Here is a 26553-nt window from a genome sequence, read left to right as displayed (position 1 = left end):
GTGATACGCGCCTATCAGAGAATGTAGCGCGAAAGGTCCTCGTCCTGTGCAAGCTCGCCGAGATGGCCGTTGACGTAGGCGGCGTCGATGAGGATCGGCGTCTCGTCATGCTGCGCGGCGAGGTCGCCAGCGCTGAAAGACACCTCTTCCAGCAGGCGTTCGAGGAGGGTGTGCAGGCGTCGAGCACCGATGTTCTCGGTCTTCTCGTTGACCTGCCAGGCAATCTCCGCCAGGCGCTTGATGCCGTCCGGAGCGAACTCGATGTTCAGGCCTTCAGTCTTCAGCAGCGCGCTGTACTGCTCGGTCAACGAGGCGTGGGGCTCGGTGAGGATGCGCTCGAAGTCTTCCGGGGAGAGTGCCTTCAGCTCGACGCGGATCGGCAGGCGGCCCTGCAGTTCCGGCACCAGGTCGCTGGGCTTGGACAGGTGGAAGGCGCCGGAGGCGATGAACAGGATGTGGTCGGTCTTCACCATACCCAGTTTGGTGTTCACGGTGCAGCCTTCGATCAGCGGCAGCAGGTCGCGCTGCACGCCTTCACGGGATACATCGGCGCCGCCAACGTTACCGCGCTTGGCTACCTTGTCGATCTCGTCGATGAAGACGATGCCGTTCTGCTCAACCGCTTCCAGGGCGGTGGCTTTCAGCTCTTCCTCGTTGACCAGGCGTGCAGCTTCTTCGTCGCGCACCAGCTTCATGGCTTCCTTGACCTTCAGCTTGCGGGTCTTGCGCTTGCCTTTGCCCAGGTTGGAGAAGAGGTTCTGCAACTGGTTGGTCATTTCCTCCATGCCGGGCGGGGCCATAATTTCCACGCCCGCGGGGGACTCGGCCACTTCGATGTCGATTTCCTTGTCATCCAGCTGGCCTTCGCGCAGGCGCTTGCGGAACAGCTGGCGGGTGTTGGAGTCCTCGCGTGGCTGCTCGTCGCCAAAGCCGGTGCGGGCCGGGGGCAGCAGGGCGTCGAGGATGCGGTCTTCGGCGGCGTCTTCTGCGCGGTAGCGCACTCGGTGCATTTCCTGCTCGCGCATCATCTTCACGGCGGCATCGGCCAGGTCGCGGATGATCGACTCGACGTCACGGCCGACATAACCGACCTCGGTGAACTTGGTGGCTTCGACCTTGATGAACGGCGCATTGGCCAGCTTGGCCAGGCGACGGGCGATTTCGGTCTTGCCGACACCGGTCGGGCCGATCATCAGGATGTTCTTCGGTGTCACCTCGGCGCGCAGTTCGGCCGGCAGTTGCATGCGGCGCCAGCGGTTGCGCAGGGCGATGGCGACGGCGCGCTTGGCGTCGTCCTGGCCAACGATGTGGCGGTTGAGTTCGTGGACGATTTCGCGGGGCGTCATGGACATGAAAATTGCTCCATTGCGGGACAGTGGCCTTACTCGGCGCTGTCCAGCTCCTCGATGGTCAGGTTCTGGTTGGTGAACACGCAAATGGAGCCGGCGATGTTCAGGGCGGTCTCGGTCACTTCGCGAGCGGACAGTTCGGTGTGTTGCAGCAGCGCCAGGGCAGCGGCCTGGGCGAAGCCGCCACCGGAGCCCATGGCGATCAGGCCGTGCTCGGGTTCGACCACGTCACCATTGCCGGTGATGATCAGCGAGGCATCCTTGTTGGCGACGGCGAGCATGGCTTCCAGGCGGCTCAGGGAGCGGTCGGTGCGCCAGTCCTTGGCCAGCTCGACGGCGGCCCGGACCAGGTGGCCCTGGTGCTTTTCCAGTTGGCCCTCGAAGCGTTCGAACAGGGTGAAGGCGTCGGCCGTGGCGCCGGCGAAGCCGGCCAGGACCTGGCCGTGGTAGAGGCGGCGGACCTTGCGGGCGTTGCTCTTCATGACGGTGTTGCCGAGGGAAACCTGGCCGTCGCCGCCCATGACGACTTTGCCGTTGCGGCGGACTGAAACGATGGTGGTCAAGGGGAGAGTCTCCACGCAGCGGGGCGAAATGCCCGAATGGAAACTCAGATGGGGGGCCTTGCCCGGGTTTTCAACCGGGCAAGGTTATCAATGGACTCAACGGCTCTGGCGCTGCTGTAACAGCAAATTGCTGAATCCGCTGCCGGCGAGCTGCTTCTGTGCCGAGGCGAGCTGCTCACGATTGGTGAAGGGGCCAACCAGCACGCGGTACCAGGTTTCTTCGCGAACGGTGCCGGATTCCACCTGGACGTTCTGTCCGAGCAGGATGATCTGGGCGCGCACGCGGTCGGCGTCGTCGCGCTTGCGGAACGAGCCGGCCTGGAGGAAGAACTGGTTGGTGACCGGCGCCTTGGCCACCACCGGCGGCGGGGGCGGTGTCTCGCCGTTGAGGGCGGCCTGGGCGCGCGCCGCGTCGATCTTGGCGGCTTCTTCCGGCGTGACCGGCTTCTGCTCGGCCGGTGTGGGCGGCGTCTCCTTGGGCACCGCTTCCGGCGGCACTATCACTTCCGACTCCGGCAGCAGGGTGTAGAAGTCGTACTTCGGCTTCGCCGGTTCCTGGGGGGGCGGTGTCGTCGGCTTGGCCTGGGGCTTGCCGGCATCACTGCCGGCCTTGCCGCTGGCGGCACCAGTCGCGGCCTGCTCTGGCTTGGTCCGGCGTACTTCATCGCGGCCCGGCTCGAGCTGGTTCAGGAAAACCACGAAGCCACCGATGACCAGTCCGATGGCGAGCCAGACCCAGCCGGGCACTGGTTTCTTGGCCGGCGCCTGGTAGCGGCTGGCCCCGCGCTTGGGTGCAGCTTTTTTCTTCGCCATAGTCCGTTACATGCGTTCCAGGGTTTGCAGGCCGAGCAGCTCAAGACCCTGTTTCAGGGTGCGGCCGGTCAGCGCGGCGAGGCGCAGGCGACTCTGCTGGGTGGCCTGGTCGTCGGCGGTGAGGATCGGGCAGTTCTCGTAGAAGCTGGAGAACAGGCCGGCCAGGTCGTAGAGGTAGGCGCAGAGGAGATGCGGGACGCCCTTCTCGGCGACGTTGCCCAGGGTGTCGGCGAACTGCGCCAGTTTGGCAGCCAGGGCCTGTTCCTGGTCGGCGACAAGGATGATCTGGCCATCGACTTCGGAAAAGTCCTTGCCGAGCTTGCGGAACACGCTGGCTACGCGGGTGTAGGCGTATAGCAGGTAGGGGGCCGTGTTGCCCTCGAAGCTCAGCATCAGCTCGAAGTTGAAGCTGTAGTCGCTGGTGCGGTGCTTGGAAAGATCGGCGTACTTCACGGCGCCAATACCTACGGCGCGGGCAATCAGGCGCAGCTCGGCCTCGTCCAGCTCAGGGTTCTTGCCTTTAACCAGGTCGTAGGCGCGCTGTTCGGCTTCATCCAGCAGATCGATCAGCTTCACGGTGCCGCCATCGCGGGTCTTGAATGGGCGGCCGTCAGCACCGTTCATGGTGCCGAAGCCCATGTGCTCCATCTCGAACGACGCGGGCACGAATCCAGCGAGGCGCGCAGCAGCGAAGACCATCTGGAAGTGCAGGGCCTGGCGCTGGTCGACGAAGTACAGCGCACGGTCGGCCTTGAGCACGTTGGCGCGGTAGCGGGTGGCGGCCAGGTCGGTGGTGGCGTAGAGGTAACCGCCGCCAGCCTTTTGCACGATCAGCGGCAGGGGGTTGCCTTCGGCGTTCTTGAACTCGTCCATGAATACGCACAGGGCACCGTCGCTCTCGGTGAGCAGGCCTTTGGCGCGCAGGTCGGCAACGACGTTCGGCAAATCGTCGTTGTAGGCGCTCTCGCCCTTAACGTCGGCCATGGTGAGTTTGACGCCCAGGCGGTCGTAGACGGCCTGGCAGTGGCTCAGGGAAATGTCGTTGAAACGGTTCCAGAGGCGCAGGCAATCGGGGTCGCCGGCCTGCAGCTTGACCACCAGTTCGCGGGCGCGGTTGGCGAATTCCTCGGACTCGTCGAAGCGCTTCTTGGCGGCGCGGTAGAAAGATTCCAGGTCGCTCAGCTCGGCATCGCTGCCCACCGGCTGCTCCTGCATGTACGCCAGCAGCATGCCGAACTGCGTGCCCCAGTCGCCTACGTGGTTCTGGCGGATGACGGTGTCACCGAGGAACTCGAGGACCCGGGCTACGCCGTCACCGATGATGGTGGAGCGCAGGTGGCCGACGTGCATTTCCTTGGCCAGGTTCGGTGCCGACAGGTCGACGACCACGCGTTGCTGCGGGCCGTTCTTGCGCACGCCGAGGTGGTCGTCGGCCAGGGCGGCCTCCAGGCGTTGGGCCAGGGCCTGGGTGTTCTGGAAGAAGTTGAGGAAGCCGGGGCCGGCGATTTCCACCTTGGCCACTTGCTCGTCCTGGGGAAGGGCTGCGATGAGCTTCTCGGCCAGGTCGCGCGGCTTCATGCCGGCGGGTTTTGCCAGCATCATGGCGATGTTGCTGGCGAAGTCGCCGTGGCTCTTGTCCTTGGTGTTTTCCACCTGGATGGCCGGGCTGAGGCCCTCGGGCAACACGCCCTCGGTGGCGAGTCGGGTCAGGGCTTGCTGGATCAGCTGGCGAATGGTGTCTTTCATCTTCTGCTCTTCCGGCCGCCCCGGAGAGGGCTGGCACTGGTTGAAAACTGTGCATTATCGGTGGGCTGCGGCAGCAGCTTCAAGTTTTAAGCTGCGCGCTGCAAGGACCAGTGGGTGCAGTCGGTCGGTTGGTCCGCCCTAGAACAGGTCAATAGGGTCGACATCCAGCGACCAGCGCACTGTGCGACCGCCAGGCAACTGGTCCAATACCTGGCTCCAGGGCGTCAGCAGACGATGTAGCGGCGCGCGGGCATGGGCCTGCAACAGCAGTTGCGCTCGATAGCGGCCGGCACGGCGTTCCATGGGGGCGGGCACCGGCCCCAGGAGTTCGACGCCATTGAGGCTCATCTCGGCCAATTGTTGCTCGGCTTCGAGGCAGGCGCTGTCGAGAAAAGCTTCCGCCTGGCCAGGCTTGTGCGCTTCGGCACGCAGCAGGGCAAGGTGGGCGAACGGTGGCAGGCCAGCGGCTCGACGCTCCGAGAGCGCCTGCTCGGCAAAGGCGAAATAGCCCTGTTCGGTGAGTTGTACCAGCAGCGGATGATCGGCCAGGTGGGTCTGGATGATCACCCGGCCCGGCTCCTCCGCACGGCCAGCGCGTCCGGCGACCTGGACGATCAACTGGGCCATGCGCTCGCTGGCGCGGAAGTCGGCGGAGAACAGACCGCCGTCGGCATCGAGGATGGCCACCAGGGTCACCCTCGGGAAGTGGTGCCCTTTGGCGAGCATCTGGGTGCCGACAAGGATGCAGGGCTCACCGCGCTGGATGGTGGTGAACAACTTGTCCATGGCGTCTTTACGCGCGGTGCTGTCACGGTCGATGCGCAGTACCGGTGTTTTCGGGAAGAGGATTGCCAGACGCTCTTCGGCGCGCTCGGTGCCGGCGCCGACGGGGCGAAGGTCAACCTTTCCGCAATCAGGACAGCATGCCGGCTGGCGCTGGGTGTGGCCGCAATGGTGGCAGCGCAGTTCGTTGAAGCGCTGATGCAGGGTCATGCGCGCATCGCAGCGCGGGCATTGGCTGATCCAGCCGCAGTCATGGCACAGCAGGGTAGGTGCGAAGCCGCGGCGATTGAGGAACACCAGCACTTGCTGGCCGGCGGCCAGGGTCTGTGCGATTGCCTGCTGCAGCGGTATGGAGATGCCGGAGTCCAGCGGCAGGCTCTTCACATCCAGGCGCAGGAAGCGTGGCTGCTTGGCGCCACCGGCCCGCTGGGTCAGGCGCAGCAGGCCGTAACGACCGGCGTGGGCATTCTGCAGGCTTTCCAGGGAAGGTGTGGCTGAGCCCAGCAGGATCGGGATGTTCTCCTGGCGGGCGCGCACCAGGGCGAGGTCGCGGGCGTGGTAGCGCAGGCCTTCCTGCTGTTTATATGAGGCGTCGTGCTCCTCGTCGATGATGATCAGGCCTGGATTTTTCAGCGGTGTGAACAGTGCCGAACGCGTGCCGATGACGATATCGGCCTCGCCGTCGCGGGCGGCTAGCCAGGCATCCAGACGCTCGCGGTCGTTGACCGCCGAGTGGAGCAGGGCAATCCGCGCGTTGAAGCGTCGCGAAAAGCGCTCGAGGGTCTGCGGGCCAAGGTTGATCTCGGGGATCAGCACCAAGGCTTGCTTGCCGGCTTCAAGGGTCTGGCGGATCAGTTGCAGGTAGACCTCGGTCTTGCCGCTGCCGGTGACGCCCGCCAGGAGCAGGGCGTTGAAGCTGCCAAAGGAGGCGTGGACGGCATCGAAGGCAGCGCGCTGTTCCGGGTTCAGCGGGAGTTCCGGCTGGGCCAGGAGCGGGCCGTGGCGTTCGCTGGGGGCATGGCGGCGCACTTCGACGCGGGCCAGGCCCTTCTCCAGCAGGATATCGAGGCTGTCCTTGTTCAACTGCAGCTGGGCGAGCAGTTGGTGGGCTACGCCATGGGGGTGCTGGGCGAGGGTAGCCAGGGCCTGGCGCTGGCGTGGCGCGCGGGCCAGGCGCGGATCGTCGACGCTGGCACCGGGGGCTGCATGCCAGAAGCGCTCCTGCCGCGCCTCGGCCGGTTCACCCTGGCGCAACAGCACGGGCAACGCCCAACTCAGGGTGTCGCCCAGGCTGTGCTGGTAGTACTGGGCGGTCCACAGGCACAGCTTGAACAGCGGCGGCGGCAGGGGCGGTTGGCTGTCCAGCAGTTCGAGGGCTGGCTTGAGCTTGTCCGCAGGCACCTCACTCGTCTCCGCCAACTCCACCAGCACGCCGATGATCTCGCGACGGCCGAAGGGGACGCGCAGGCGCACACCTGGCTGCAGGGCGGCACGCGGCACGCTGGCAGGCGCCCGATAGTCGAACAGGCGGCGCAGCGGAGAGGGCAGGGCAAGGCGCAGAATGAGGGCGTCGGGCAAGCGGGCGGTCCCTTCCGAAAAGGCGCGATCTTAGCATGGCCCGCCGCGACGGCCGGTGCGGCCGCCTGGTTGCAACGCCCCCGCACTCTGGTATCATCCGCCGCCTGTTTCCGTGCGGTGCTCGACATAGGGTCGGGTGGCGGCACGCCAGACCTGAGGATCAAGCAATGAAACCGGAAATCCATCCCGAGTACGTAGCGATCGAAGCTACCTGCAGCTGCGGTAACGTCATCAAAACCCGCTCCACCCTGGGTAAGAACATCAGCCTCGACGTATGCTCCGAGTGCCACCCGTTCTACACCGGTAAGCAGAAGGTTCTGGACACCGGCGGCCGTATCGATCGCTTCAAGCAGCGTTTCGGCGTGTTCGGCACCAAGTAAGGGTCCGAGCAGCCCGGGAAGGCCCAGTGGCCAAGCCCCCGCTGACAAAAAAGGCGCCTCTAGCAGGCGCCTTTTTCTTTTTCTGGGCACTGAGTTTCGCCCTGCAGGCCGCCTGCCCGGCTCCGGGTAAGCTTCCTACTTATAAAGTCCGAAAAGTCGTTGATGGCGACACTGTGCGTCTGATCGATGGGCGAAGCATTCGTATGATCGGTCTGAATGCGCCCGAGTTGGCGCGCAAGGGGCGGTCGGATGAGCCCTACGCCAAGGCGGCTCGCCAGCGCTTGGACGAGTTGGTGAAGTCCAGTGGCGGACGGGTGGGGCTTCGGCTCGGGCGTGAATCGAAAGACAAGTACGGTCGCACATTGGCGCACTTGTATGACAGTCGCGGGCGAAACCTCGAGGAGCACCTGCTTGCCGAGGGCTTGGCGTTTCGCATCGCCATTGGCCCCAACGTCGCCTTGAGTGATTGCCACGCTATTGCCGAGCGCGCGGCTCGTCGGGCTGGCCGTGGGGTTTGGCGTCGCCCGCCCCTGCAGTCGCCCTGGCAGCTGCGGCGGAGTGGCTTTGCGCTGGTGCAGGGGCGAGTGACGAAGGTTGATCGCAACCGCGGCGGCGTCTGGCTTCAACTGGAGGGGCCGCTGGTATTGCGGATCGAGCTGAAGCAGCTGCGCCAGTTCGATGCGGCCGCGCTGCAGCGCCTGGTGGGGCGGCGTGTAGAGGCGCGGGGCTGGGTAATTGACCGCGCGCGCAGGGGCGGCGTTAATACGAGGGATTCCCGCTGGATGCTCCCCCTTACCCACAATGGAATGCTCGAGGTGATTCGATGAGATCCGCTGCGCTCGTCATGGCGCTACTGCTTGCTTCTTCCCAACTGGTCGGTTGCGCAGTCAACCCAGCAACCGGCAAGACCAACTTTGTGATGATGAGCGAGCAGCAGGAGCTGGATCTCGGACGCCGCTACAACCAGGAAATCGCCAAGCAGAATCCGCGATACGCGGATGAAAAGCTGCAGGCCTATGTGCAGGAAGTGGGGGCGCGTGTCGCCCGTCACAGTCACCGCAGTAACATCCCCTACCAGTTCACCGTGGTTGATTCACCCGACATCAATGCCTTCGCTCTGCCGGGTGGCTACATCTATATCAACCGCGGGCTGCTGGCCTACCTGAACTCCGAGGCTGAGCTCGCCGCGGTGTTGGGGCACGAGGTGGGGCACGTCACCGCGCGGCACAGCGTGCAGCAGCAGAGCCAGTCCACCGCCTGGAACATCCTCGGGCAGGCGGTGGCTATCGGTACAGGTGTCGGTGCCGCCGGCGACCTGACCAATGTGCTGGGTACCGCATTCGTGCGTGGCTATGGGCGCGATATGGAGCTGGAGGCTGACGGTCTCGGAGCGCAGTACCTGGCGCGCAGTGGTTATGACCCTCAGGCCATGATCGAAGTGGTGAAGGTGCTGAAAAACCAGGAGGAGTTTGCCCGCGACCAGGCCCGGCGCAAGGGCCAGTCCGCGCCGCCGTCGGGTTATCACGGACTGTTCGACACGCACCCTGACAACGATACCCGCCTGCAGCAGGTGGTGGGGCCGGCAAGCGCGCTGGCTGGCGGTAATCAAGTGGTGAACCGGGAAGTCTTCCTCAAGCACCTCGAGGGGCTGCCTTTCGGCGACTCGGCGGAAACTGGCGTGCGTCGTGACCAGGACTTCTACCACGCTGAACTGGATTTCACCCTGCATTTGCCGGACGGCTGGGGGCTGGTCAATCGACCTGATGCGGTGATCATCCACAGCGCCGACCAACAGGCATTCATCGCCATGACCCTGGATGGCCGCAAGCCAACCCTGACGCCCGCAGACTACCTGCGACAAAAGACCGGCCAGCGCCTATCCATGGAGGAGCCGTTGCAGCAAGCCGGACTACAGGGGGCGACTGCGGTGCTTCCGGGGACTCCGGCGCGGCGAGTGGCGGTGATCTACAAAGACGACAAGGCGTACCTGTTCGTTGGTGCCATTCGCAATCAGGCCTCACTGGAAAGCCAGGACGATCACTTCATGTCCGTGATCAGGAGCTTCCGCCCGCTGAAGAAGGAAGAGCACGCCCTGGCCCAGCCATTACGACTGCACCTGATGCAGGTGAAGTCGGGGCAGACCATTGCCGGCCTGGCTAGAGAGAGCAAACTGCCGGGCACGCAAGTGGATCTGGAAAATCGTATTCGATTGCTCAATAATTTGTATCCAATCGGCGAGCCGAGGCCAGGAGATTGGCTAAAAGTCGTACGTTAGAGGGGTTGACGCCGGGTGACTGAACGGTCTTGTTAGCCCCATGCATCTTGCGTATGCTCGCCCGTCACGTCTGTCACAAGCAAAAGCGGAAATGCCAAAATGTCTGATCTGAAAACGGCCGCTCTCGAATACCATGCCCAACCCCGCCCCGGGAAACTCAGTGTCGAGCTGACCAAGCCGACCGTCACCGCCCGCGACCTGTCGCTGGCTTACAGCCCGGGCGTTGCCGAGCCGGTACGCGAAATCGCGCGTGATCCTGAGCTGGCCTTCAAGTACACCGGCAAGGGCAATCTGGTAGCGGTTATTTCTGACGGCACTGCCATCCTCGGTCTGGGCAACCTTGGCCCGCTGGCCTCCAAGCCGGTGATGGAGGGCAAAGGCGTTCTGTTCAAGCGTTTCGCAGGCATCGACGTATTCGACATCGAAGTGGACGCTGAAAGCCCGCAGGCCTTCATCGACACCGTCAAGCGCATTTCCATTACCTTCGGTGGTATCAACCTCGAAGACATCAAAGCGCCCGAGTGCTTCGAAATCGAGCGCACCCTGATCGAACAGTGCGACATTCCGGTATTCCACGATGACCAGCACGGCACCGCCATCGTGACCGCTGCCGGCATGCTCAATGCCCTGGAAATTGCCGGCAAATCTCTGGCCGAAGCCAAGATCGTCTGCCTCGGCGCCGGTGCTGCCGCCATCTCCTGCATGAAGCTGCTGGTGAGCATGGGCGCCAAGGTCGAGAACATCTTCATGATCGACCGTAAAGGCGTGATCCACGCCGGTCGCGACGACCTGAACCAGTACAAGGCCGTGTTCGCCCACGAGACCGACAAGCGCACCCTGTCCGAAGCACTCGACGGTGCAGACGTGTTCGTCGGCCTGTCCGGCGCCAACCTCCTGAGCCCGGAAGACCTCAAGCGCATGGCGGCCAACCCGATCGTCTTCGCCTGCTCCAACCCGGATCCGGAGATCAAGCCGGAGCTGGCTCACGAGACCCGTAGCGATGTGATCATGGCCACCGGTCGTTCCGACTATCCGAACCAGGTCAACAACGTGCTGGGCTTCCCCTTCATCTTCCGCGGTGCCCTGGACGTGCGCGCCACCCGCATCAACGAGGAAATGAAGATCGCCGCCGCTAATGCCCTGCGCGACCTGGCCAAGGAGCCGGTACCGAAGGACGTCTGCGATGCCTACAACGTGGCGTCCCTGGAATTCGGTCGTGAGTACATTATTCCGAAGCCCATGGACAAGCGCCTGATCACCGTCGTCTCCGATGCTGTGGCCAAGGCCGCCATCGAGTCCGGTGTAGCGACCCTGCCCTATCCGAAACACTATCCGCTGACGTCGGTGGATGAGGTGTTCAACGGCTAAGTAGAGAAACAATAAAAAGCCCCGCATCGCGGGGCTTTTTATTGGGCGCCTGTTCCTCAGAACAGGTCTATGGGTGCAGCTTCGTCGGCGGGCAGCGGGCTGCCGGGGATGGCCAGGCCCGGATCCAGCTCGCTCATTGGCGGCGGTGTGTCTTCGCTCTTGAACAGCTCGAAGAACGCATCTGGCGCGCCGGGGCTGGCAGCGCGACCGCTGAGGGGATCGATGCGCAGGGTAAGCAGGCCGGCGGGCTCGGGCTGGACGTGGGCCGGCTTATCCTTCAAGGCGGTGCCCATGTAGTTCATCCAGATCGGCAGCGCGACGGTGCCGCCGTACTCGTGGCGGCCCAGGCTTTCCGGCTGGTCGAAGCCAACCCAGACAGTGGTGACGTAGTCGGCGTTGTAGCCGGAGAACCAACTGTCCTTCGACTCGTTGGTGGTGCCGGTCTTGCCAGCGATGTCGTTGCGACCCATGGACAGGGCGCGGCGACCGGTCCCGCGCTTGATCACATCCTGCAGCATGCTATTGAGGATGTAGGTAGTGCGGGGGTCGACGATGCGCTCTGCAGTGGCAGGTGTCTGGCTTTGGGGTGCTGAGGTGTCGGTGGAGGCAAGCAGGGTGTCTGGCGCGGCATTCGCCTGTGCGACTTCGCTGGATTGCGCTTCGTTTTCTGGAACTCGCGGCGGATTGGCGACGAACAGGACCTTGCCGTCGCGGCTTTCAATGCGATCGATCAGATAAGGCTGCACTTTATAGCCGCCGTTGGCGAAGGCGCTCCAGCCGCCGGCGATCTCCAGCGGAGTGAGGTTGGCCGTGCCAAGCGCCATGGATAGATTGCGCGGCAGGTCATCCTTGTTGAAGCCAAAGCGGCTGATGTAGTTCAGCGCATAGTCGATGCCAATGGCCTGCAGTACGCGGATCGACACCAGGTTGCGCGACTTGTACAGGGCTTCGCGCAGGCGGATCGGGCCGAGGAAGGTGTTGTTGTCGTTCTTCGGGCGCCAGGCTTCTTCCATACCTGCTTCCTGGAAGACGATGGGCGCGTCGTTCACCAGGCTGGCGGCGGTGAAACCGTTGTCCAGGGCCGCGGCATAAAGGAACGGCTTGAAGCTTGAGCCCGGCTGGCGCTTGGCCTGCGCGGCGCGGTTGTAGTTGCTTTGCTCGAAGGAGAAGCCGCCGACCAGGGCACGAATGGCGCCGTCATTCGGATCCAGTGAAACGAGTGCGCTCTGCGCAGCGGGAAGCTGAACGAAGCGTAGGCTTCCATCGGCCTGGCGCTGCACGCGAATCAGATCACCGACCTGGGTGACGTCCGCGGGCTGTTGTGGGCGTGGGCCGAGGCTGTTGGTGTTAAGGAAGGGGCGAGCCCACTTCATGCTGTCCCAGCTCACCGCTTCTTCCTGGCCACTCCGGGTCAGGGCCAGGACGCCGCTCTTCTCTACCTGGGTGACGATGGCCGGCTCCAGGCCGCCAAGCGACTTCTGCTTGGTCAGTTCCTGCAGCCAGGTTTCCTTGGTCATGCCCGGTAAGCGGGTTTCCGGTCCGCGGTAGCCGTGGCGTTGGTCGTACTCGATCAGACCTTCGCGCAGGGCCGTGTTGGCGGCTTGCTGGAGGTCGCTGGGGACGGTGGTGGTGACGCGGAAGCCTTCAGTGTAAGCGTCACTGCCGTAGCGGCCGACCATCTCGGCGCGGGCCATCTCGGCAATATAGGGTGCGGCCAGTTCAGGCGTGGGAACGTGGTAACTGGCATTGATCGGCTCGTTGAGCGCTTGCTGGTAGCGGGCATTATCAATTCGGCCGAGCTTGTACATGCGTCCGAGGATCCAGTCGCGTCGTTCCTTGCTGCGGGTCGGATTGACCAGCGGATTGAAGCGCGAGGGGGCCTTGGGTAGGCCGGCGATCATCGCCATCTGTGCCAGGCTGAGTTCGCGAATGGACTTGCCGTAATAGACCTGTGCGGCGGCTTCGATACCGTAGGCGCGGTTACCGAGGTAGATCTTGTTCACATAAAGTTCAAGAATTTCATCTTTGCTGAGTTCCCGTTCAATTTGCAGGGCTAGCAATATTTCATTGATCTTGCGGGAGAAACTTCTTTCGCTGGTGAGGAAGTAGTTCTTCGCCACCTGCATGGTGATGGTGCTGCCGCCTGTCTGGATGTGGCCAGTCTTCAATAATTGCGTGGCAGCGCGCATCAAGCTGGTGAGGTCGACGCCATAATGGTTCGCGAAATTGTCGTCCTCGGCAGCCAGGAGGGCTTTGATGAAATCCGGCGGGATGTCGGCGAAACGCACCGGAGAGCGGCGCATCTCGCCGAACTCCGCGATCAGCTTGCCATCGCTGCTGTAGACGCGCAGCGGGATCTGGAGCTGAATCCTGCGTAGCGAGTCGACGGACGGAAGGCTGGGACTAAGATAGAGGTAGGCGCCGCTGAAACTGAGCAGCAGGCCACAGAAAACGGCGACGAAGGACCACCAGAAAAACTTCAGCAGGCGCATCAAGGCTTATGGATTTCCAGACAAAAGAATGAGTTAAGCGAAAGGCGATGATAAAAGGCAAAAGCCGATCACATTATAAGCGTTTTTTTTCCAGGGGAGCCATTTGCGCTTCTGTCAAGACTGCTATTTAATGTGGAAAAACATAAATCGTCCGTAAGTCTCGGACGCTGATAGGAAATCGGTCGTGCTAGGGCTCTTCAATAAGAAAGCGAATTCGCTGTTGGGGATCGACATCAGCTCGACCTCAGTCAAGCTCCTTGAATTGAGTCGCTCGGGAAGCCGCTTCAAAGTGGAGTCCTATGCCGTCGAGCCACTCCCACCAAACGCGGTTGTCGAAAAGAACATCGCCGAGCTGGAGGGCGTTGGGCAAGCGCTTTCCCGTGTGGTCACGAAGGCGCGTACCGGCGTCAAGGCTGTCGCGGTGGCTGTGGCCGGTTCGGCCGTGATCACCAAGACCATCGAAATGGAAGCCGGGCTCTCCGATGATGATCTGGAGAACCAGCTGAAGATCGAGGCCGACCAATACATTCCCTATCCGCTGGAAGAAGTTTCCATCGACTTCGAGGTGCAAGGGCCATCCGCGCGCAACCCGGAGCGGGTCGACGTACTGCTGGCAGCTTGCCGAAAGGAGAACGTCGAAGTGCGCGAGGCCGCGCTTGCGCTGGCAGGACTCACTGCCAGGGTGGTCGACGTTGAGGCCTATGCGCTGGAGCGTGCCTATTCGCTGCTTTCGGCCCAGCTCGGCGATTCGCACGACGAGCTGACGGTAGCGGTCGTCGACATCGGCGCCACCATGACCACTCTCAGTGTTCTGCACAACGGGCGCACCATCTATACCCGCGAGCAGCTCTTCGGTGGTCGCCAGCTGACCGAAGAGATCCAGCGGCGTTATGGACTCTCCGTCGAAGAGGCTGGTCTTGCCAAGAAGCAAGGTGGTCTTCCGGATGACTACGACAGCGAGGTTCTGCAACCGTTCAAGGATGCAGTCGTCCAGCAGGTTTCCCGCTCGCTGCAATTCTTCTTCGCCGCAGGTCAGTTTAACGATGTGGATTACATCCTCCTGGCGGGCGGTACGGCTTCGATTCCCGATCTGGATCGGCTGATCCAGCAGAAGATCGGCACGCCGACCCTGGTTGCCAACCCCTTCTCCGACATGGCGCTGAGTAGCAAGGTCAATGCGGGCGCGCTGGCCAGTGATGCGCCGGCGCTGATGATTGCTTGCGGCTTGGCGATGAGGAGTTTCGACTGATGGCGCGCATCAACTTACTCCCCTGGCGGGAGCAACTGCGCGAGGAGCGCAAGCAGCGCTTCCTGGTGGCAATGGGAGCCATTCTGGCGCTGGGCGCCGGTGCAGTGTTCCTGGGTGACCAGTACCTGAACAGCGCCATCGAGAACCAGCAGGCGCGCAATGACTTCGTTCGCAAGGAAATTGCTGTCCTGGATGCCAGGATCAAGGAAATCAGCGAGCTGAAGACTCGTCGTCAGCAGCTCCTTGAGCGGATGAAGATCATTCAGGACCTGCAGGGCAACCGACCGATCATTGGTCGTGTATTCGATCAATTGGTGCGTACCCTGCCCGATGGTGTCTTCTTCACCGGTCTGAAAATGACTGGGAAAAGCATCGCTATTGTTGGCGCCGCCGAGTCGAACAACCGGGTTTCCAACCTGATGCGTAATCTGGATGCCTCGGAGTGGCTGGTTTCGCCCAATCTCACCGAGGTCAAGGCGATTACTGCGGGGGCTGTGGACCAGGCCAATGTGTTCCAGTTGACCGTGCAGCAGACCCAGCCGGGCTCCGAAGAGGAAAACGGCAAGAACGCCGCCACCAAAGGAGCCGCGAAATGAGTTTCTCCGACTCCCTCGAAAGCCTGCGCAAGATTGATCTGGCCGATCTGGACGTCAACAACCTGGGGTCCTGGCCCATTGCGGTCAAGGTCATCACTTGCGTACTGCTGCTGATACTGGTGCTGGTGTTGGGTTACAACTTCCATCTCAAGGACCTTGAGCTCCAGTTGGACTCGAAGCGTGCCGAAGAGGCGACTCTAAAGGAACAGTTCGCTGCCAAGGCTTTCCAGGCCGCGAACCTGGAAGCCTACAAGGAGCAGATGAAGGAGATGGAAACCTCCTTCGGTGCCCTGTTGCGCCAGTTGCCCAGCGACACCGAAGTGCCGGGCTTGCTGGAAGACATCACCCGTACCGGTCTGGGCAGCGGTCTCGAGTTCGAAGAGATCAAGTTGCTGCCGGAGGCTGCCCAGCAGTTCTATATCGAGCTGCCGATCCAGATTTCGGTGGTTGGCGGTTACCACGACCTGGCGACCTTCGTCAGTGGCGTCGCCAGCCTGCCGCGAATCGTCACCCTGCATGATTTCGACATCAAGCCTGTTGGCCAGGACAGTAGCTCCAAGTTGCGTATGTCAATCCTGGCCAAGACCTACCGCTACAACGACAAGGGGCTGCAGAAATGAGTAGTCCTCGCGCCCGCCTGGCACTTTGTGCCCTGATGCTCGCCAGCCTTTCCGGTTGCGGTGCTGGCAGCGACTTTGGTGACCTCCAGGCCTATATGGATGAAGTGCGCGCCCGTCCGAAGGGGGCCATCGAGCCCTTGCCGAAATTCCAGCCTTATGAGGCCTTCACGTACAGTGCCGCGGCATTGCGCAGCCCCTTCCAGCCGCCGATCAAGATCGATCTGGCCAAGCAGCAAAAGGGGTCGAAGGACGTTCACCCGGACGAGACCCGCGTGAAGCAGTTTCTTGAGGGCTTCAACATCGAGTCCTTCGAAATGGTCGGTACCCTGTCCAATGGCTCGGGAACCTTTGCCTTGATCAATGGTGCAGGAGGGGTGCATCGGGTCAAGGTGGGTGACTACCTGGGGCGTAACCACGGCCGCATCGTTGGCATCGATGAAGCCAAGGTCGACGTGGTCGAGATTGTCCCGGATGGAGAAGGCGGATGGCTGGAACGTCCGCGCAGTCTCGCGCTCAGAGAGCGCTCTTGAGGGCGAGGTGAATCACCGATGAAGAATAACTACCGGTCTGCACAACGGAACCAGATGATGAAAAGCTCGCTATCGCGCCTTGGTATCACGCTATTGGCTGCACTGCTGTCGCCAGCGCTGCTGGCTGCGAACCTTCAGGCGCTGGATGTTGCGGCCCTTCCGGGCGACAGGGTTGAACTCAAACTGGCTTTCGACGAGCCGGTGGTCGCTCCCCGTGGCTATACCATTGAGCAGCCTGCGCGCATCGCCCTGGACCTTCCAGGCGTGTCGAACAAGCTGGGCTCCAAGAACCGCGAGTTGGGCGTAGGCAACGCCCGCAGCGTGACGGTTGTCGAGGCCAAGGATCGCACCCGTCTGATCATCAACCTGTCCACCCTGGTGCCCTATAGCACCCGTGTGGAGGGTCGAAACCTTTATGTCCTGGTGGGTGATTCCGCGTCCACGTCAGCCGCTCCACGCACTGTGGCGTCCGCGCCAGCTCCGGCCGCTGCCCCCTTGACGGCTTCGCAGCCGGTCAAGAGCTACGGCCGTGCCGATCGCGCCATCGAAAACATCGACTTCCAGCGTGGCGAGCAGGGTGAGGGCAATGTGGTCATTACCCTTTCCGATCCCAGCGTCAGCCCGGACATTCAAGAGCAGGGCGGCAAGATTCGCCTGGACTTCTCCAAGACCCAGCTGCCAGAGCCTCTGCGTGTACGCCTGGATGTGAAGGACTTCGCTACTCCCGTGCAGTTTGTCAGTGCCTCGGGTTCCGGCAGCAACGCCAGCATCAGCATCGAACCTACCGGCTTCTATGACTACCTGGCCTACCAGACCGACAACAAGCTCACTGTCAGTATCAAGCCGCTGACCCAGGATGACGTGGAGAAGCGCAGGGCGGAGCGGTTTGCCTACTCTGGCGAGAAGCTGTCGCTGAATTTCCAGGATATCGACGTGCGCTCGGTATTGCAGCTGATTGCCGACTTCACCGACTTGAACCTGGTGGCTTCGGACACCGTGCAAGGCAACATCACCCTGCGCCTGCAGAATGTGCCGTGGGATCAGGCTCTGGATCTCGTGCTGAAGACCAAGGGCCTGGACAAGCGCAAAGTCGGCAACGTGCTGCTGGTCGCGCCGGCTGACGAAATTGCCGCTCGCGAGCGTCAGGAGCTGGAATCGCAGAAGCAAATCGCCGAACTCGCTCCCCTGCGTCGTGAGCTGATCCAGGTGAACTACGCGAAGGCTGCTGACATTGCCAAGCTGTTCCAGTCCGTTACCAGCGGCGACCCGAGTGCCGACGGTACCGATGAGCGCGGTTCCATTACTGTGGATGACCGCACCAATAGCATCATCGCCTACCAGACCGAGGACAAGCTGGGCGAATTGCGCCGCATCGTTGCCCAATTGGATATCCCGGTTCGTCAGGTAATGATCGAGGCTCGCATCGTCGAAGCCAACGTCGACTACGACAAGGCCTTGGGTGTCGAATGGCGTGGCGCGAGCATCGGTGACAACAACTTCGTTGTCGGTGGCGGTGGTGCCGGTCGTCCGGGTGCTTCGCAGGCAGGCAACGTGAACCTGGCGAACTCTCCATTCGTCGACCTCGGCGCCAGCGGCGCTACCTCGAGCATTGGTATCGGTTTCATCACCGATAACACCATTCTCGACCTCGAGTTGTCGGCCATGGAGAAGACCGGCAACGGCGAGATCGTGTCGCAACCCAAGGTGGTCACCTCTGACAAGGAAACTGCCAAGATCCTGAAAGGTTCCGAGATTCCCTATCAGGAAGCCAGTTCCAGCGGCGCCACCAGCACTTCCTTCAAGGAGGCGGCCCTGTCCCTCGAGGTGACTCCGCAGATTACTCCGGACAACCGCATCATCATGGAAGTCAAGGTCACCAAGGATGCTCCGGACTTCGCCAACGCCCTGAACGGCGTACCGCCGATCAACAAAAACGAAGTCAATGCCAAGGTACTGGTCAACGATGGTGAAACCATTGTCATAGGTGGGGTATTCTCCAACACCCAAACCAAGGCGGTGGACAAGGTGCCCTTCCTCGGCGACCTGCCCTTCCTCGGCCGCATGTTCCGTCGCGACGTGGTTCAGGACAAGAAATCCGAGCTACTGGTATTCCTCACTCCCCGTATCATGAACAACCAGGCAATTGCGGTGAGTCGCTGATATCGGTGCGAAATTTGATTCTGATCGGCCCGATGGGGGCAGGAAAAAGCACCATCGGGCGTTTGCTTGCTAAAGAACTGCGACTTCCCTTCAAGGACTCCGATAAGGAAATCGAACAGCGCACCGGAGCGAATATCCCTTGGATATTCGACGTCGAGGGCGAGCAGGGCTTTCGTGATCGTGAACAGGCGATGATCGAAGAGCTCTGCGAGCAGGACGGTGTCGTCCTCGCGACTGGCGGCGGCGCAGTGCTGCGTCCGGCCAATCGCCAGGCGTTGCGCTGTGGCGGGCGGGTTGTCTATCTGCATACTTCCGTTGAGCAGCAGATCGAACGGACCGCTCGGGACCGCAATCGCCCATTGCTGCGCTCGGCTGATCCGGGAAAGGTCCTGCGCGACCTGATGGCGATTCGCGATCCGCTCTACCGCGAGATCGCCGATATCATCATCGAAACCGACGAGCGGCCGCCGCGCCTAGTGGTGCAAGAAATACTGGCGCGCCTGCAGGCACTGCCGCCCCGTTAATGCGCGGGCGGAACTGCGCTATCCTTTAGCCCTTTTTATGTCGGGGGCCCCATGCGGACACTTCAGGTCGATCTTGGCGAGCGTAGCTATCCCATTCATATAGGTTCCGGGCTGCTGTCGCAGTCGGAGCTCTTCGCGCCGCATATCGCGGGTCGGCAGGTGGCTGTCGTCACCAATGAGACTGTGGCGCCCCTCTATCTTGAGAAACTGACCCAGACCTTGCAGGGCTATTCGGTATTGCCGATTGTGCTGCCCGATGGCGAGGCCCATAAGAACTGGGAAACCCTGCAGCTGATCTTCGACGCCTTGCTGGGCGCGCGCCATGATCGGCGCACTACCGTGATTGCCCTTGGGGGTGGTGTGATCGGTGACATGGCCGGCTTTGCTGCAGCCTGTTACCAGCGTGGCGTGGACTTCATACAGGTACCTACCACTCTGCTGTCCCAAGTGGACTCCTCCGTCGGTGGCAAGACCGGGATCAACCATCCGCAGGGCAAGAACATGGTCGGCGCCTTCTATCAGCCCAAGGCGGTGATCATCGACACGGACAGCCTGCGCACCCTGCCGGAGCGTGAACTGTCTGCCGGCCTGGCCGAGGTAATCAAGTACGGCCTGATCTGTGACGAGTCGTTCCTGCCTTGGCTCGATGAGAAGATGCCTGCCCTGCGCGGCCTCGACGCCGGTGCCCTGACTGAAGCCATCGAGCGCTCCTGTGCCGCCAAGGCCAGGGTGGTCGGGGTGGATGAGCGTGAGTCTGGTCTACGCGCCATTCTCAACCTGGGCCACACCTTCGGCCACGCCATCGAGACTCAGCAGGGTTACGGTGCTTGGCTGCATGGTGAGGCGGTATCGGCGGGTACCGTCATGGCCCTGGAGATGTCCAGCCGTCTGGGCTGGATTTCAACAGACGAGCGCGATGCGGCGATTCGCCTCCTGCGCAGTGCCGGCTTGCCGGTCGTACCGCCGACGGACATGACGCCGGAACAATTCCGCCAGCATATGGCCGTAGACAAGAAGGTGCTCGATGGCCAGTTACGCCTGGTGCTGCTGCGCCGAATAGGTGAAGCCGTCGTGACTGCCGAATATTCGCGCGATGCGCTGGAGGCCACCCTGGCCGCCGACTATCGCGCCCTGGCCGACAAGCTTGGAGAGTAAAGGATTCCCATGAGCAGCCTGCACGCCGACGAGGCCTACCTCGGTCATTACCAGTTCACCCATGACCCGTTCGCGGCGCGGGTGCCTGGCTTCAAGTTCTTCCCTGCCCAGCGCAAGCCTGTGCTCGGTCAGCTCCACCATCTAGCGCGCTATAGCCAACTGATGCTCGTGGTGAGCGGCCCGCATGGCAGCGGCAAGACCCTGCTGCGTCAGGCCCTGGTCGCCAGCACCAACAAACAGGCCGTGCAGAGTCTCGTGGTGTCGGCTCGCAATTCGGTCGAAGTCGGAGGCCTGCTACGGCAGATCGCCCAAGGATTGAATGTTGCCCAGGCCGATGTGCGCTCCATTCTGGCCCAGGTCGCCCAACTCGCCCTGACCGGCCAGGAGGTGTATCTCTTGGTGGATGATGCCGAAGAGCTGGATGACGCGTCTCTCGACAACCTGCTGGCCTTGGCCGAGGGCAATGTCGAGGCGCGCACCCATGTATTCCTGTTCGGTGAAGACTCCTTGCTGGCACGCCTCGATGCACTGGCTGAAGGCGAGGAGCGCTTCCATGTCATTGAGCTGCAGCCCTACAGCCAGGAAGAAACCCGTGAGTACCTCGCTCAGCGCCTCGAGGGTGCTGGTCGTGGCATCGAGTTGCTGAGCGATGAGCAGGTGGAAGATATCCACCTGCAATCCGGCGGCTGGCCCGGCTCGATCAACCAGGTCGCACGTGATTTCATGGTCGAAGCGATGCTTGCCGAGCGTGGCGCGTCGCGGAAATCCGCTACCGGCTTCAGCCTGCCGAAGAAGCACCTGCTGGCCCTTGCAGTCGTCGGGGTTGGCGTGATTGCTGCCTGGATGATGCAGGGGCGCAACGAGGGCAATGCTGAGACTGCACCTGCAGCCGCCCAGGTGCCGTTGGGGCAGGCTCCAGCCGGCCAGGCTGGCAGTCAGGATGATTCTGGCGCGCCGGCTGTCGAGTTTGCAGGTTCCTCCCAGCCGCTGCCGTTGCCGTTGGTGGGAGAAGCCCAGCCGGTGATTCGCGAACCGCTGGCGCAGGCAGCTGGCCAGGGTGAGCCGGAAGATGCTCCGGCACCCGATGCGATCACCAATGTGCCGCCTACCGTCACCACCGTTGCACCGCCCCAGGGGGCGACAGCCAGTCCAGCGCCTGTACCGGTTGAGCCCATTGCGTCGTCGCAACCGTTGCCCATGCCGACTCAGCCTGTCGCGGCCGTACCTGTTGCCCCGGTCGCACCCGACAAACCTGCCACCTTGGCTCCGGCATCGGCGGCCGTTTCGGCACCGGCTCCCAAGCCGGCCCCCGCGTCGAGTCAGGCCGCGGCCAAGCCGGCTGAGAAGCCTGCCTCGGCGCCTGCTGCTGTGGGTGGGAGTGCGGGCAATGGTTGGTATCGCAGCCAGACTGGCAATCATTTCGCCCTGCAGGTGCTTGGCACCAGTTCGGAGAGCAGTGCCAAAGCCTTCGTTCAGCAAAATGGCGGCCAGTACCACTACTTCAAGAAGCAATATCAGGGTAAGACGCTCTACGTGGTGACCTTTGGCAGTTTCCCCAGTCGCACTGCTGCCCAGGCTGCGATCAAGTCCTTGCCGGCCAAGGTCCAGGCTGGTAAACCCTGGCCCAAGACATTTGCCAGTATCCAGCAGGAGATGGCTCGCTAGTTCCGCGCGAGCCTGATCCCTCGCCTTCTGACCAGGCGGTCGCTAGCACGGCCTCCTGGTTCATTCATTCATTTTTGCGACATCGACTTTCACTAGTTGGCCGCTAAGATTTGTGGTCGACCAATGGGCTATGTACAATGACCTCCCTTTGCCTACGCAAAAGCTGGCGACAAGTCCGGTGCGTATGGTAAGGAGTTGAATTACAAAGCAATTCTGCCTTTTTCTTAAGGCAGCCCTGGTGAGAGTTCCCCTATGAAAGCAGGTCTGTACCATCCTGATGAATTCAAGGATAACTGCGGTTTCGGCTTGATCGCCCATATGCAGGGCGAGGCGAGCCACCATCTTCTGAAAACCGCCATTGAAGCCCTGACCTGCATGACCCACCGCGGCGGCATCAACGCCGACGGCAAGACCGGCGACGGTTGTGGTCTGTTGATCCAGAAGCCCGATCTTTTCCTGCGCGCTATTGCCAAGGAGACTTTCGCGGTCGATCTGCCTGCCCAGTACGCCGTTGGCATGGTCTTCTTCAACCAGGACCCGGCTCGTGCCGAAGCGGCTCGCGAGAACATGAATCGCGAAATCCTCGCTGCGGGCCTGCAACTGATCGGCTGGCGCAAGGTTCCGGTGGACACCAGTGTCCTTGGCCGCCTGGCCCTCGAGCGCCTGCCGCAGATCGAGCAGGTATTCATCGGCGGTGAAGGTCTGGGTGACCAGGAGATGGCGGTCAAGCTGTTCAGCGCCCGTCGTCGCTCCTCCGTGGCCAACGCCGCTGACACCGACCACTACATCTGCAGTTTCTCGCACAAGACCATCATCTACAAAGGCCTGATGATGCCGGCCGACCTGCAGCAGTTCTACCCGGACCTGGGTGACGAACGCCTGCAGACTGCCATCTGCGTCTTCCACCAGCGCTTCTCTACCAACACCTTGCCGAAGTGGCCGCTGGCGCAGCCCTTCCGCTTCCTCGCCCACAACGGCGAGATCAACACCATTACCGGTAACCGCAACTGGGCGGTAGCCCGCCGCACCAAGTTTGCCAACGAGCAACTGCCCGACATCGACGAGCTCGGCCCGCTGGTCAACCGTGTGGGTTCCGACTCCTCCAGCATGGACAACATGCTCGAACTGATGGTCACCGGCGGCATCGACCTGTTCCGTGGCGTGCGCATGATCATCCCGCCGGCCTGGCAGAACATGGAAACCATGGATGCCGACCTGCGTGCTTTCTACGAATACAACTCCATGCACATGGAGCCCTGGGACGGCCCTGCCGGCGTCGTGCTGACCGACGGCCGCTACGCCGTTTGCCTGCTCGACCGTAACGGCCTGCGCCCGGCTCGCTGGGTCACCACCAAGAACGGCTACATCACCCTCGCCTCGGAAATCGGTGTGTGGGATTACAAGCCGGAAGACGTGATCGCCAAGGGCCGTGTCGGCCCGGGCCAGATCCTCGCGGTGGATACCGAGACCGGCCAGGTCCTCAACACCGAAGACATCGACAACCGCCTGAAGTCGCGCCATCCGTACAAGCAGTGGCTGCGCCAGAGTGCCGTGCGCATTCAGGCCAAGCTCGACGACGACCACGGCGTGGCCAGCTACGACAGCGACCAGCTCAAGCAGTACATGAAAATGTTCCAGGTCACCTTCGAGGAGCGTGACCAGGTACTGCGCCCGCTGGCCGAACAGGGTCAGGAAGCGGTTGGTTCCATGGGCGACGACACCCCCATGGCTGTGCTGTCCCAGCGCGTGCGTTCGCCGTTCGACTATTTCCGTCAGCAGTTCGCGCAGGTCACCAACCCGCCGATCGACCCGCTGCGTGAAGCCATCGTCATGTCCCTGGAGATTTGCCTCGGTGCCGAGCGCAACATCTTCAGCGAGTCGCCTGACCACGCCACCCGCGTAATCCTCAGCAGCCCGGTGATCTCCCCGGCCAAGTGGAACGCGCTGATGAGCCTGGACCGTCCGGGCTTCGAGCGGCAGATCATCGACCTGAACTACGACGAGGGCCTCGGCCTCGAAGCGGCCGTGCGCAACATGGCTGACCAGGCCGAAGAAGCCGTGCGTTCCGGCAAGGTCCTGCTGGTCCTGACCGACCGTCACATCGCCCCTGGCAAGCTGCCGGCCCACGCATCTCTGGCCGTCGGTGCCGTGCACCATCGCCTGGTGGAAAAGGGCCTGCGCTGCGATTGCAACATCCTGGTCGAGACCGCGACTGCCCGCGACCCGCACCACTTTGCCGTGCTGGTGGGCTTCGGTGCTTCCGCCGTGTACCCCTTCCTCGCTTATGAAGTGCTGGCGGACCTGATCCGCACCGGTGAAGTGCTGGGCGATCTGTACGAAGTCTTCAAGCACTACCGCAAGGGCATCTCCAAGGGCCTGCTGAAGATCCTGTCGAAGATGGGCATCTCCACCATCGCCTCCTACCGTGGCGCGCAGCTGTTCGAAGCCGTCGGCCTGTCCGAGGAAGTTGTGGACCTCAGCTTCCGTGGTGTCGCCAGTCGCATCAAGGGTGCACGCTTCGTCGACATCGAGTCGGAGCAGAAGCTGCTGGCCTTCGAAGCCTGGAACAACCGCAAGGCTATCCAGCAAGGTGGCCTGCTGAAGTTCGTCTATGGCGGCGAGTACCACGCCTACAACCCGGATGTAGTGAATACCCTGCAGGCCGCTGTGCAGCAGGGCAACTACGAAAAGTTCAAGGAATACACCGCGCTGGTGGACACCCGTCCGGTGTCGATGCTGCGCGACCTGCTCAAGGTCAAGACCATCGACCAGCCGCTGCCGCTGGACGAGATCGAGCCGCTGGAGTCCATCTTCAAGCGTTTCGACGCGGCGGGTATTTCCCTGGGCGCGCTGTCTCCCGAAGCGCACGAAGCACTGGCCGAAGCCATGAACCGCCTGGGCGGCCGCTCCAATTCCGGTGAAGGCGGTGAAGACCCTGCGCGCTACGGCACAGTGAAGAGCTCCAAGATCAAACAGGTGGCTACTGGCCGCTTCGGTGTGACGCCGGAGTACCTGGTCAACGCCGAAGTACTGCAGATCAAGGTCGCCCAAGGCGCCAAGCCCGGTGAAGGCGGCCAACTGCCCGGCGGCAAGGTCAACGGCTTGATCGCCCGTCTGCGTTACGCAGTGCCTGGCGTCACCCTGATTTCGCCGCCGCCGCACCACGACATCTACTCCATCGAAGACCTTGCCCAACTGATCTATGACCTCAAGCAGGTCAACCCGCAGGCGCTGGTCTCGGTGAAGCTGGTGGCCGAAGCGGGTGTTGGCACCATCGCCGCTGGCGTGGCCAAGGCCTATGCCGACCTGATCACCATCTCCGGCTATGACGGTGGTACCGGCGCATCCCCGCTGACCTCCATCAAGTATGCGGGCAGCCCGTGGGAACTGGGCCTGGCGGAAACCCACCAGACCCTGCGCGGCAACGACCTGCGCGGCAAGGTCCGGGTGCAGACCGACGGCGGCCTGAAAACCGGCCTCGACGTAATCAAGGCGGCCATTCTCGGCGCCGAAAGCTTCGGCTTCGGTACCGCACCCATGATCGCCCTTGGCTGCAAATACCTGCGGATTTGCCATCTGAACAACTGCGCCACTGGCGTCGCTACCCAGAACGACAAGCTGCGCAAGGACCACTTCATCGGCACCGTCGAAATGGTGATGAACTTCTTCACCTACATCGCCGAAGAAACCCGCGAATGGCTGGCCAAGCTGGGCGTGCGCAGCCTGAGCGAGCTGATCGGCCGTACCGACCTGCTGGAAATGCTGCCGGGCGATACCGAGAAACAGGGCCACCTGGATCTCAGCCCGCTGCTGGGCAGTGACCACGTGCCGGCGGACAAGCCGCAGTTCTGCGTCGTTGAGAAAAACCCGCCCTTCGATCCGGGCCTGCTGGCGGAGAAGATGTGGGACATCTCCAGGGCAGCCGTCGAAGGCAAGACCGGCGGCTTCTACGACATGGACATCTGCAACTGCGACCGCTCCATCGGCGCGCGGATTTCCGGCGAGATCGCCCGTCGGCACGGCAACCAGGGCATGAAGGATGCTCCGGTGACCTTCCGCTTCCGCGGTACCGCGGGCCAGAGCTTCGGCGTGTGGAACGCCGGTGGCCTGAACCTGTACCTCGAAGGCGATGCCAACGACTACGTCGGCAAGGGCATGACCGGCGGCAAGGTCGTGATCACTCCGCCCAAGGGCAGCCCCTTCAAGAGCCAGGAGTCGGCGATCGTCGGCAACACCTGCCTCTACGGCGCTACGGGCGGCAAACTGTTCGCTGCGGGTACCGCAGGCGAGCGTTTCGCCGTGCGTAACTCCGGTGCCCACACCGTGGTGGAAGGCACTGGCGACCACTGCTGCGAGTACATGACCGGCGGTTTCGTCTGTGTCCTGGGCAAGACTGGCTATAACTTCGGTTCCGGCATGACTGGCGGTTTCGCCTACGTACTGGACCAGGACAACAGCTTCGTCGACCGGGTCAACCACGAACTGGTGGAAATCCAGCGCATCAGCAACGAGTCCATGGAGGCTTATCGCAGCCACCTGCACGGCGTGCTGGTGGAGTACGTCAAGGAAACCTCTAGCGATTGGGGTGCCCACCTGCTGGAAAACCTGGACGATTACCTGCGTAAGTTCTGGCTGGTCAAGCCGAAGGCTGCGAGCCTTGCCTCGCTGCTCTCCAGCACCCGTGCCAACCCGCAATGACAACAGCGC

General features: G+C 62.4%; 19 protein-coding genes. 13 read left to right on the top strand and 6 right to left on the bottom strand.

Annotated elements, in window-relative coordinates; genetic code table 11:
- Nucleotides 1–14 precede the first annotated feature (14 nt).
- The 5 genes from hslU to E8F20_RS18170 all read right to left on the bottom strand — a co-directional run bounded on the left by hslU (nucleotide 15) and on the right by E8F20_RS18170 (nucleotide 6832).
- Entirely contained in the window at nucleotides 15–1352 is a 1338-nt protein-coding gene (gene hslU, locus E8F20_RS18190) for an HslU--HslV peptidase ATPase subunit (RefSeq protein WP_280284977.1), read from the bottom strand.
- A gap of 29 nt (nucleotides 1353–1381) precedes the next feature.
- Entirely contained in the window at nucleotides 1382–1912 is a 531-nt protein-coding gene (gene hslV / locus E8F20_RS18185; protein ID WP_280284976.1) for an ATP-dependent protease subunit HslV, read from the bottom strand.
- A gap of 96 nt (nucleotides 1913–2008) precedes the next feature.
- Entirely contained in the window at nucleotides 2009–2725 is a 717-nt protein-coding gene (locus E8F20_RS18180) for an SPOR domain-containing protein (RefSeq protein WP_280284975.1), read from the bottom strand.
- Between the two features lie 6 nt (nucleotides 2726–2731).
- Nucleotides 2732–4471: an arginine--tRNA ligase gene (argS, locus tag E8F20_RS18175; protein WP_280284974.1), complete on the bottom strand. Its 1740-nt coding sequence runs from the start codon at nucleotides 4469–4471 to the stop codon at nucleotides 2732–2734.
- 138 nt (nucleotides 4472–4609) lie between these two features.
- On the bottom strand, nucleotides 4610–6832 hold the full coding sequence (locus tag E8F20_RS18170; protein ID WP_280284973.1) for a primosomal protein N': 2223 nt from the start codon (nucleotides 6830–6832) through the stop codon (nucleotides 4610–4612).
- Nucleotides 6833–6999: 167 nt separating this feature from the next.
- On the opposite strand from E8F20_RS18170, the gene rpmE reads away from it, so the two are divergent.
- The 4 genes from rpmE (at nucleotide 7000) to E8F20_RS18150 (ending at nucleotide 10855) form a co-directional block, all read left to right on the top strand.
- A complete protein-coding gene (rpmE, locus tag E8F20_RS18165; RefSeq protein ID WP_028629801.1) occupies nucleotides 7000–7212 on the top strand; it encodes a 50S ribosomal protein L31 in 213 nt (70 codons plus the stop codon).
- 26 nt (nucleotides 7213–7238) lie between these two features.
- Entirely contained in the window at nucleotides 7239–8039 is an 801-nt protein-coding gene (locus tag E8F20_RS18160; protein ID WP_280284972.1) for a thermonuclease family protein, read from the top strand.
- Nucleotides 8036–9487, top strand: a complete 1452-nt coding sequence (locus E8F20_RS18155) for a M48 family metalloprotease (protein WP_280284971.1) — start codon at nucleotides 8036–8038, stop codon at nucleotides 9485–9487. The genes E8F20_RS18160 and E8F20_RS18155 overlap by 4 nt, the downstream gene beginning before the upstream one ends.
- Before the next feature lie 99 nt (nucleotides 9488–9586).
- Nucleotides 9587–10855, top strand: coding sequence for a malic enzyme-like NAD(P)-binding protein (locus E8F20_RS18150; RefSeq protein ID WP_280284970.1), 1269 nt, complete (start codon nucleotides 9587–9589; stop codon nucleotides 10853–10855).
- A gap of 56 nt (nucleotides 10856–10911) precedes the next feature.
- Here E8F20_RS18150 and E8F20_RS18145 read toward each other — a convergent pair whose 3' ends face one another.
- A complete protein-coding gene (locus tag E8F20_RS18145; protein WP_280284969.1) occupies nucleotides 10912–13347 on the bottom strand; it encodes a penicillin-binding protein 1A in 2436 nt (811 codons plus the stop codon).
- Between the two features lie 184 nt (nucleotides 13348–13531).
- On the opposite strand from E8F20_RS18145, the gene E8F20_RS18140 reads away from it, so the two are divergent.
- From E8F20_RS18140 to gltB, 9 genes are all read left to right on the top strand, one after another.
- Nucleotides 13532–14596, top strand: coding sequence for a pilus assembly protein PilM (locus E8F20_RS18140; protein WP_280284968.1), 1065 nt, complete (start codon nucleotides 13532–13534; stop codon nucleotides 14594–14596).
- Nucleotides 14596–15192: a PilN domain-containing protein gene (locus E8F20_RS18135; protein ID WP_028630567.1), complete on the top strand. Its 597-nt coding sequence runs from the start codon at nucleotides 14596–14598 to the stop codon at nucleotides 15190–15192. Before E8F20_RS18140 ends, E8F20_RS18135 begins: the two co-directional genes overlap by 1 nt.
- Entirely contained in the window at nucleotides 15189–15812 is a 624-nt protein-coding gene (gene pilO, locus E8F20_RS18130; RefSeq protein WP_280284967.1) for a type 4a pilus biogenesis protein PilO, read from the top strand. Before E8F20_RS18135 ends, pilO begins: the two co-directional genes overlap by 4 nt.
- Complete coding sequence (pilP, locus tag E8F20_RS18125; protein WP_280284966.1) at nucleotides 15809–16342, top strand: type 4a pilus biogenesis lipoprotein PilP; 534 nt, start codon at nucleotides 15809–15811, stop codon at nucleotides 16340–16342. The genes pilO and pilP overlap by 4 nt, the downstream gene beginning before the upstream one ends.
- Before the next feature lie 57 nt (nucleotides 16343–16399).
- Nucleotides 16400–18502, top strand: a complete 2103-nt coding sequence (pilQ, locus tag E8F20_RS18120) for a type IV pilus secretin PilQ (RefSeq protein ID WP_280284965.1) — start codon at nucleotides 16400–16402, stop codon at nucleotides 18500–18502.
- A gap of 5 nt (nucleotides 18503–18507) precedes the next feature.
- Nucleotides 18508–19026 (top strand): shikimate kinase AroK, encoded by a 519-nt coding sequence (aroK, locus tag E8F20_RS18115; protein WP_280284964.1) that lies wholly within the window; start codon nucleotides 18508–18510, stop codon nucleotides 19024–19026.
- 51 nt (nucleotides 19027–19077) lie between these two features.
- Nucleotides 19078–20181 carry a 3-dehydroquinate synthase gene (gene aroB / locus E8F20_RS18110; RefSeq protein WP_280284963.1) on the top strand — a complete coding sequence of 368 codons (1104 nt, stop codon included), beginning with the start codon at nucleotides 19078–19080 and terminating at the stop codon, nucleotides 20179–20181.
- Between the two features lie 9 nt (nucleotides 20182–20190).
- Nucleotides 20191–21846, top strand: coding sequence for an AAA family ATPase (locus E8F20_RS18105; RefSeq protein ID WP_280284962.1), 1656 nt, complete (start codon nucleotides 20191–20193; stop codon nucleotides 21844–21846).
- Between the two features lie 252 nt (nucleotides 21847–22098).
- Nucleotides 22099–26544 carry a glutamate synthase large subunit gene (gltB, locus tag E8F20_RS18100; RefSeq protein ID WP_280284961.1) on the top strand — a complete coding sequence of 1482 codons (4446 nt, stop codon included), beginning with the start codon at nucleotides 22099–22101 and terminating at the stop codon, nucleotides 26542–26544.
- The last annotated feature ends 9 nt before the right edge of the window (nucleotides 26545–26553 follow it).

Origin of the sequence: Pseudomonas sp. BN415, assembly GCF_029871195.1 — a bacterium.
Lineage (GTDB): Bacteria > Pseudomonadota > Gammaproteobacteria > Pseudomonadales > Pseudomonadaceae > Metapseudomonas > Metapseudomonas resinovorans.
This window is presented reverse-complemented; position numbering and strand designations above follow the sequence as displayed.

Bases quoted from the DNA above. Each gene is read 5' to 3' on its own strand.
- E8F20_RS18145 (WP_280284969.1), bottom strand. From the start codon at position 13,347: ATGCGCCTGCTGAAGTTTTTCTGGTGGTCCTTCGTCGCCGTTTTCTGT.
- E8F20_RS18135 (WP_028630567.1), top strand. From the start codon at position 14,596: ATGGCGCGCATCAACTTACTCCCCTGGCGGGAGCAACTGCGCGAGGAG.
- E8F20_RS18105 (WP_280284962.1), top strand. From the start codon at position 20,191: ATGAGCAGCCTGCACGCCGACGAGGCCTACCTCGGTCATTACCAGTTC.
- gltB (WP_280284961.1), top strand. From the start codon at position 22,099: ATGAAAGCAGGTCTGTACCATCCTGATGAATTCAAGGATAACTGCGGT.
- pilQ (WP_280284965.1), top strand. From the start codon at position 16,400: ATGAAAAGCTCGCTATCGCGCCTTGGTATCACGCTATTGGCTGCACTG.
- rpmE (WP_028629801.1), top strand. From the start codon at position 7,000: ATGAAACCGGAAATCCATCCCGAGTACGTAGCGATCGAAGCTACCTGC.
- argS (WP_280284974.1), bottom strand. From the start codon at position 4,471: ATGAAAGACACCATTCGCCAGCTGATCCAGCAAGCCCTGACCCGACTC.
- E8F20_RS18150 (WP_280284970.1), top strand. From the start codon at position 9,587: ATGTCTGATCTGAAAACGGCCGCTCTCGAATACCATGCCCAACCCCGC.
- hslU (WP_280284977.1), bottom strand. From the start codon at position 1,352: ATGTCCATGACGCCCCGCGAAATCGTCCACGAACTCAACCGCCACATC.
- pilO (WP_280284967.1), top strand. From the start codon at position 15,189: ATGAGTTTCTCCGACTCCCTCGAAAGCCTGCGCAAGATTGATCTGGCC.
- E8F20_RS18180 (WP_280284975.1), bottom strand. From the start codon at position 2,725: ATGGCGAAGAAAAAAGCTGCACCCAAGCGCGGGGCCAGCCGCTACCAG.
- pilP (WP_280284966.1), top strand. From the start codon at position 15,809: ATGAGTAGTCCTCGCGCCCGCCTGGCACTTTGTGCCCTGATGCTCGCC.
- E8F20_RS18155 (WP_280284971.1), top strand. From the start codon at position 8,036: ATGAGATCCGCTGCGCTCGTCATGGCGCTACTGCTTGCTTCTTCCCAA.
- aroB (WP_280284963.1), top strand. From the start codon at position 19,078: ATGCGGACACTTCAGGTCGATCTTGGCGAGCGTAGCTATCCCATTCAT.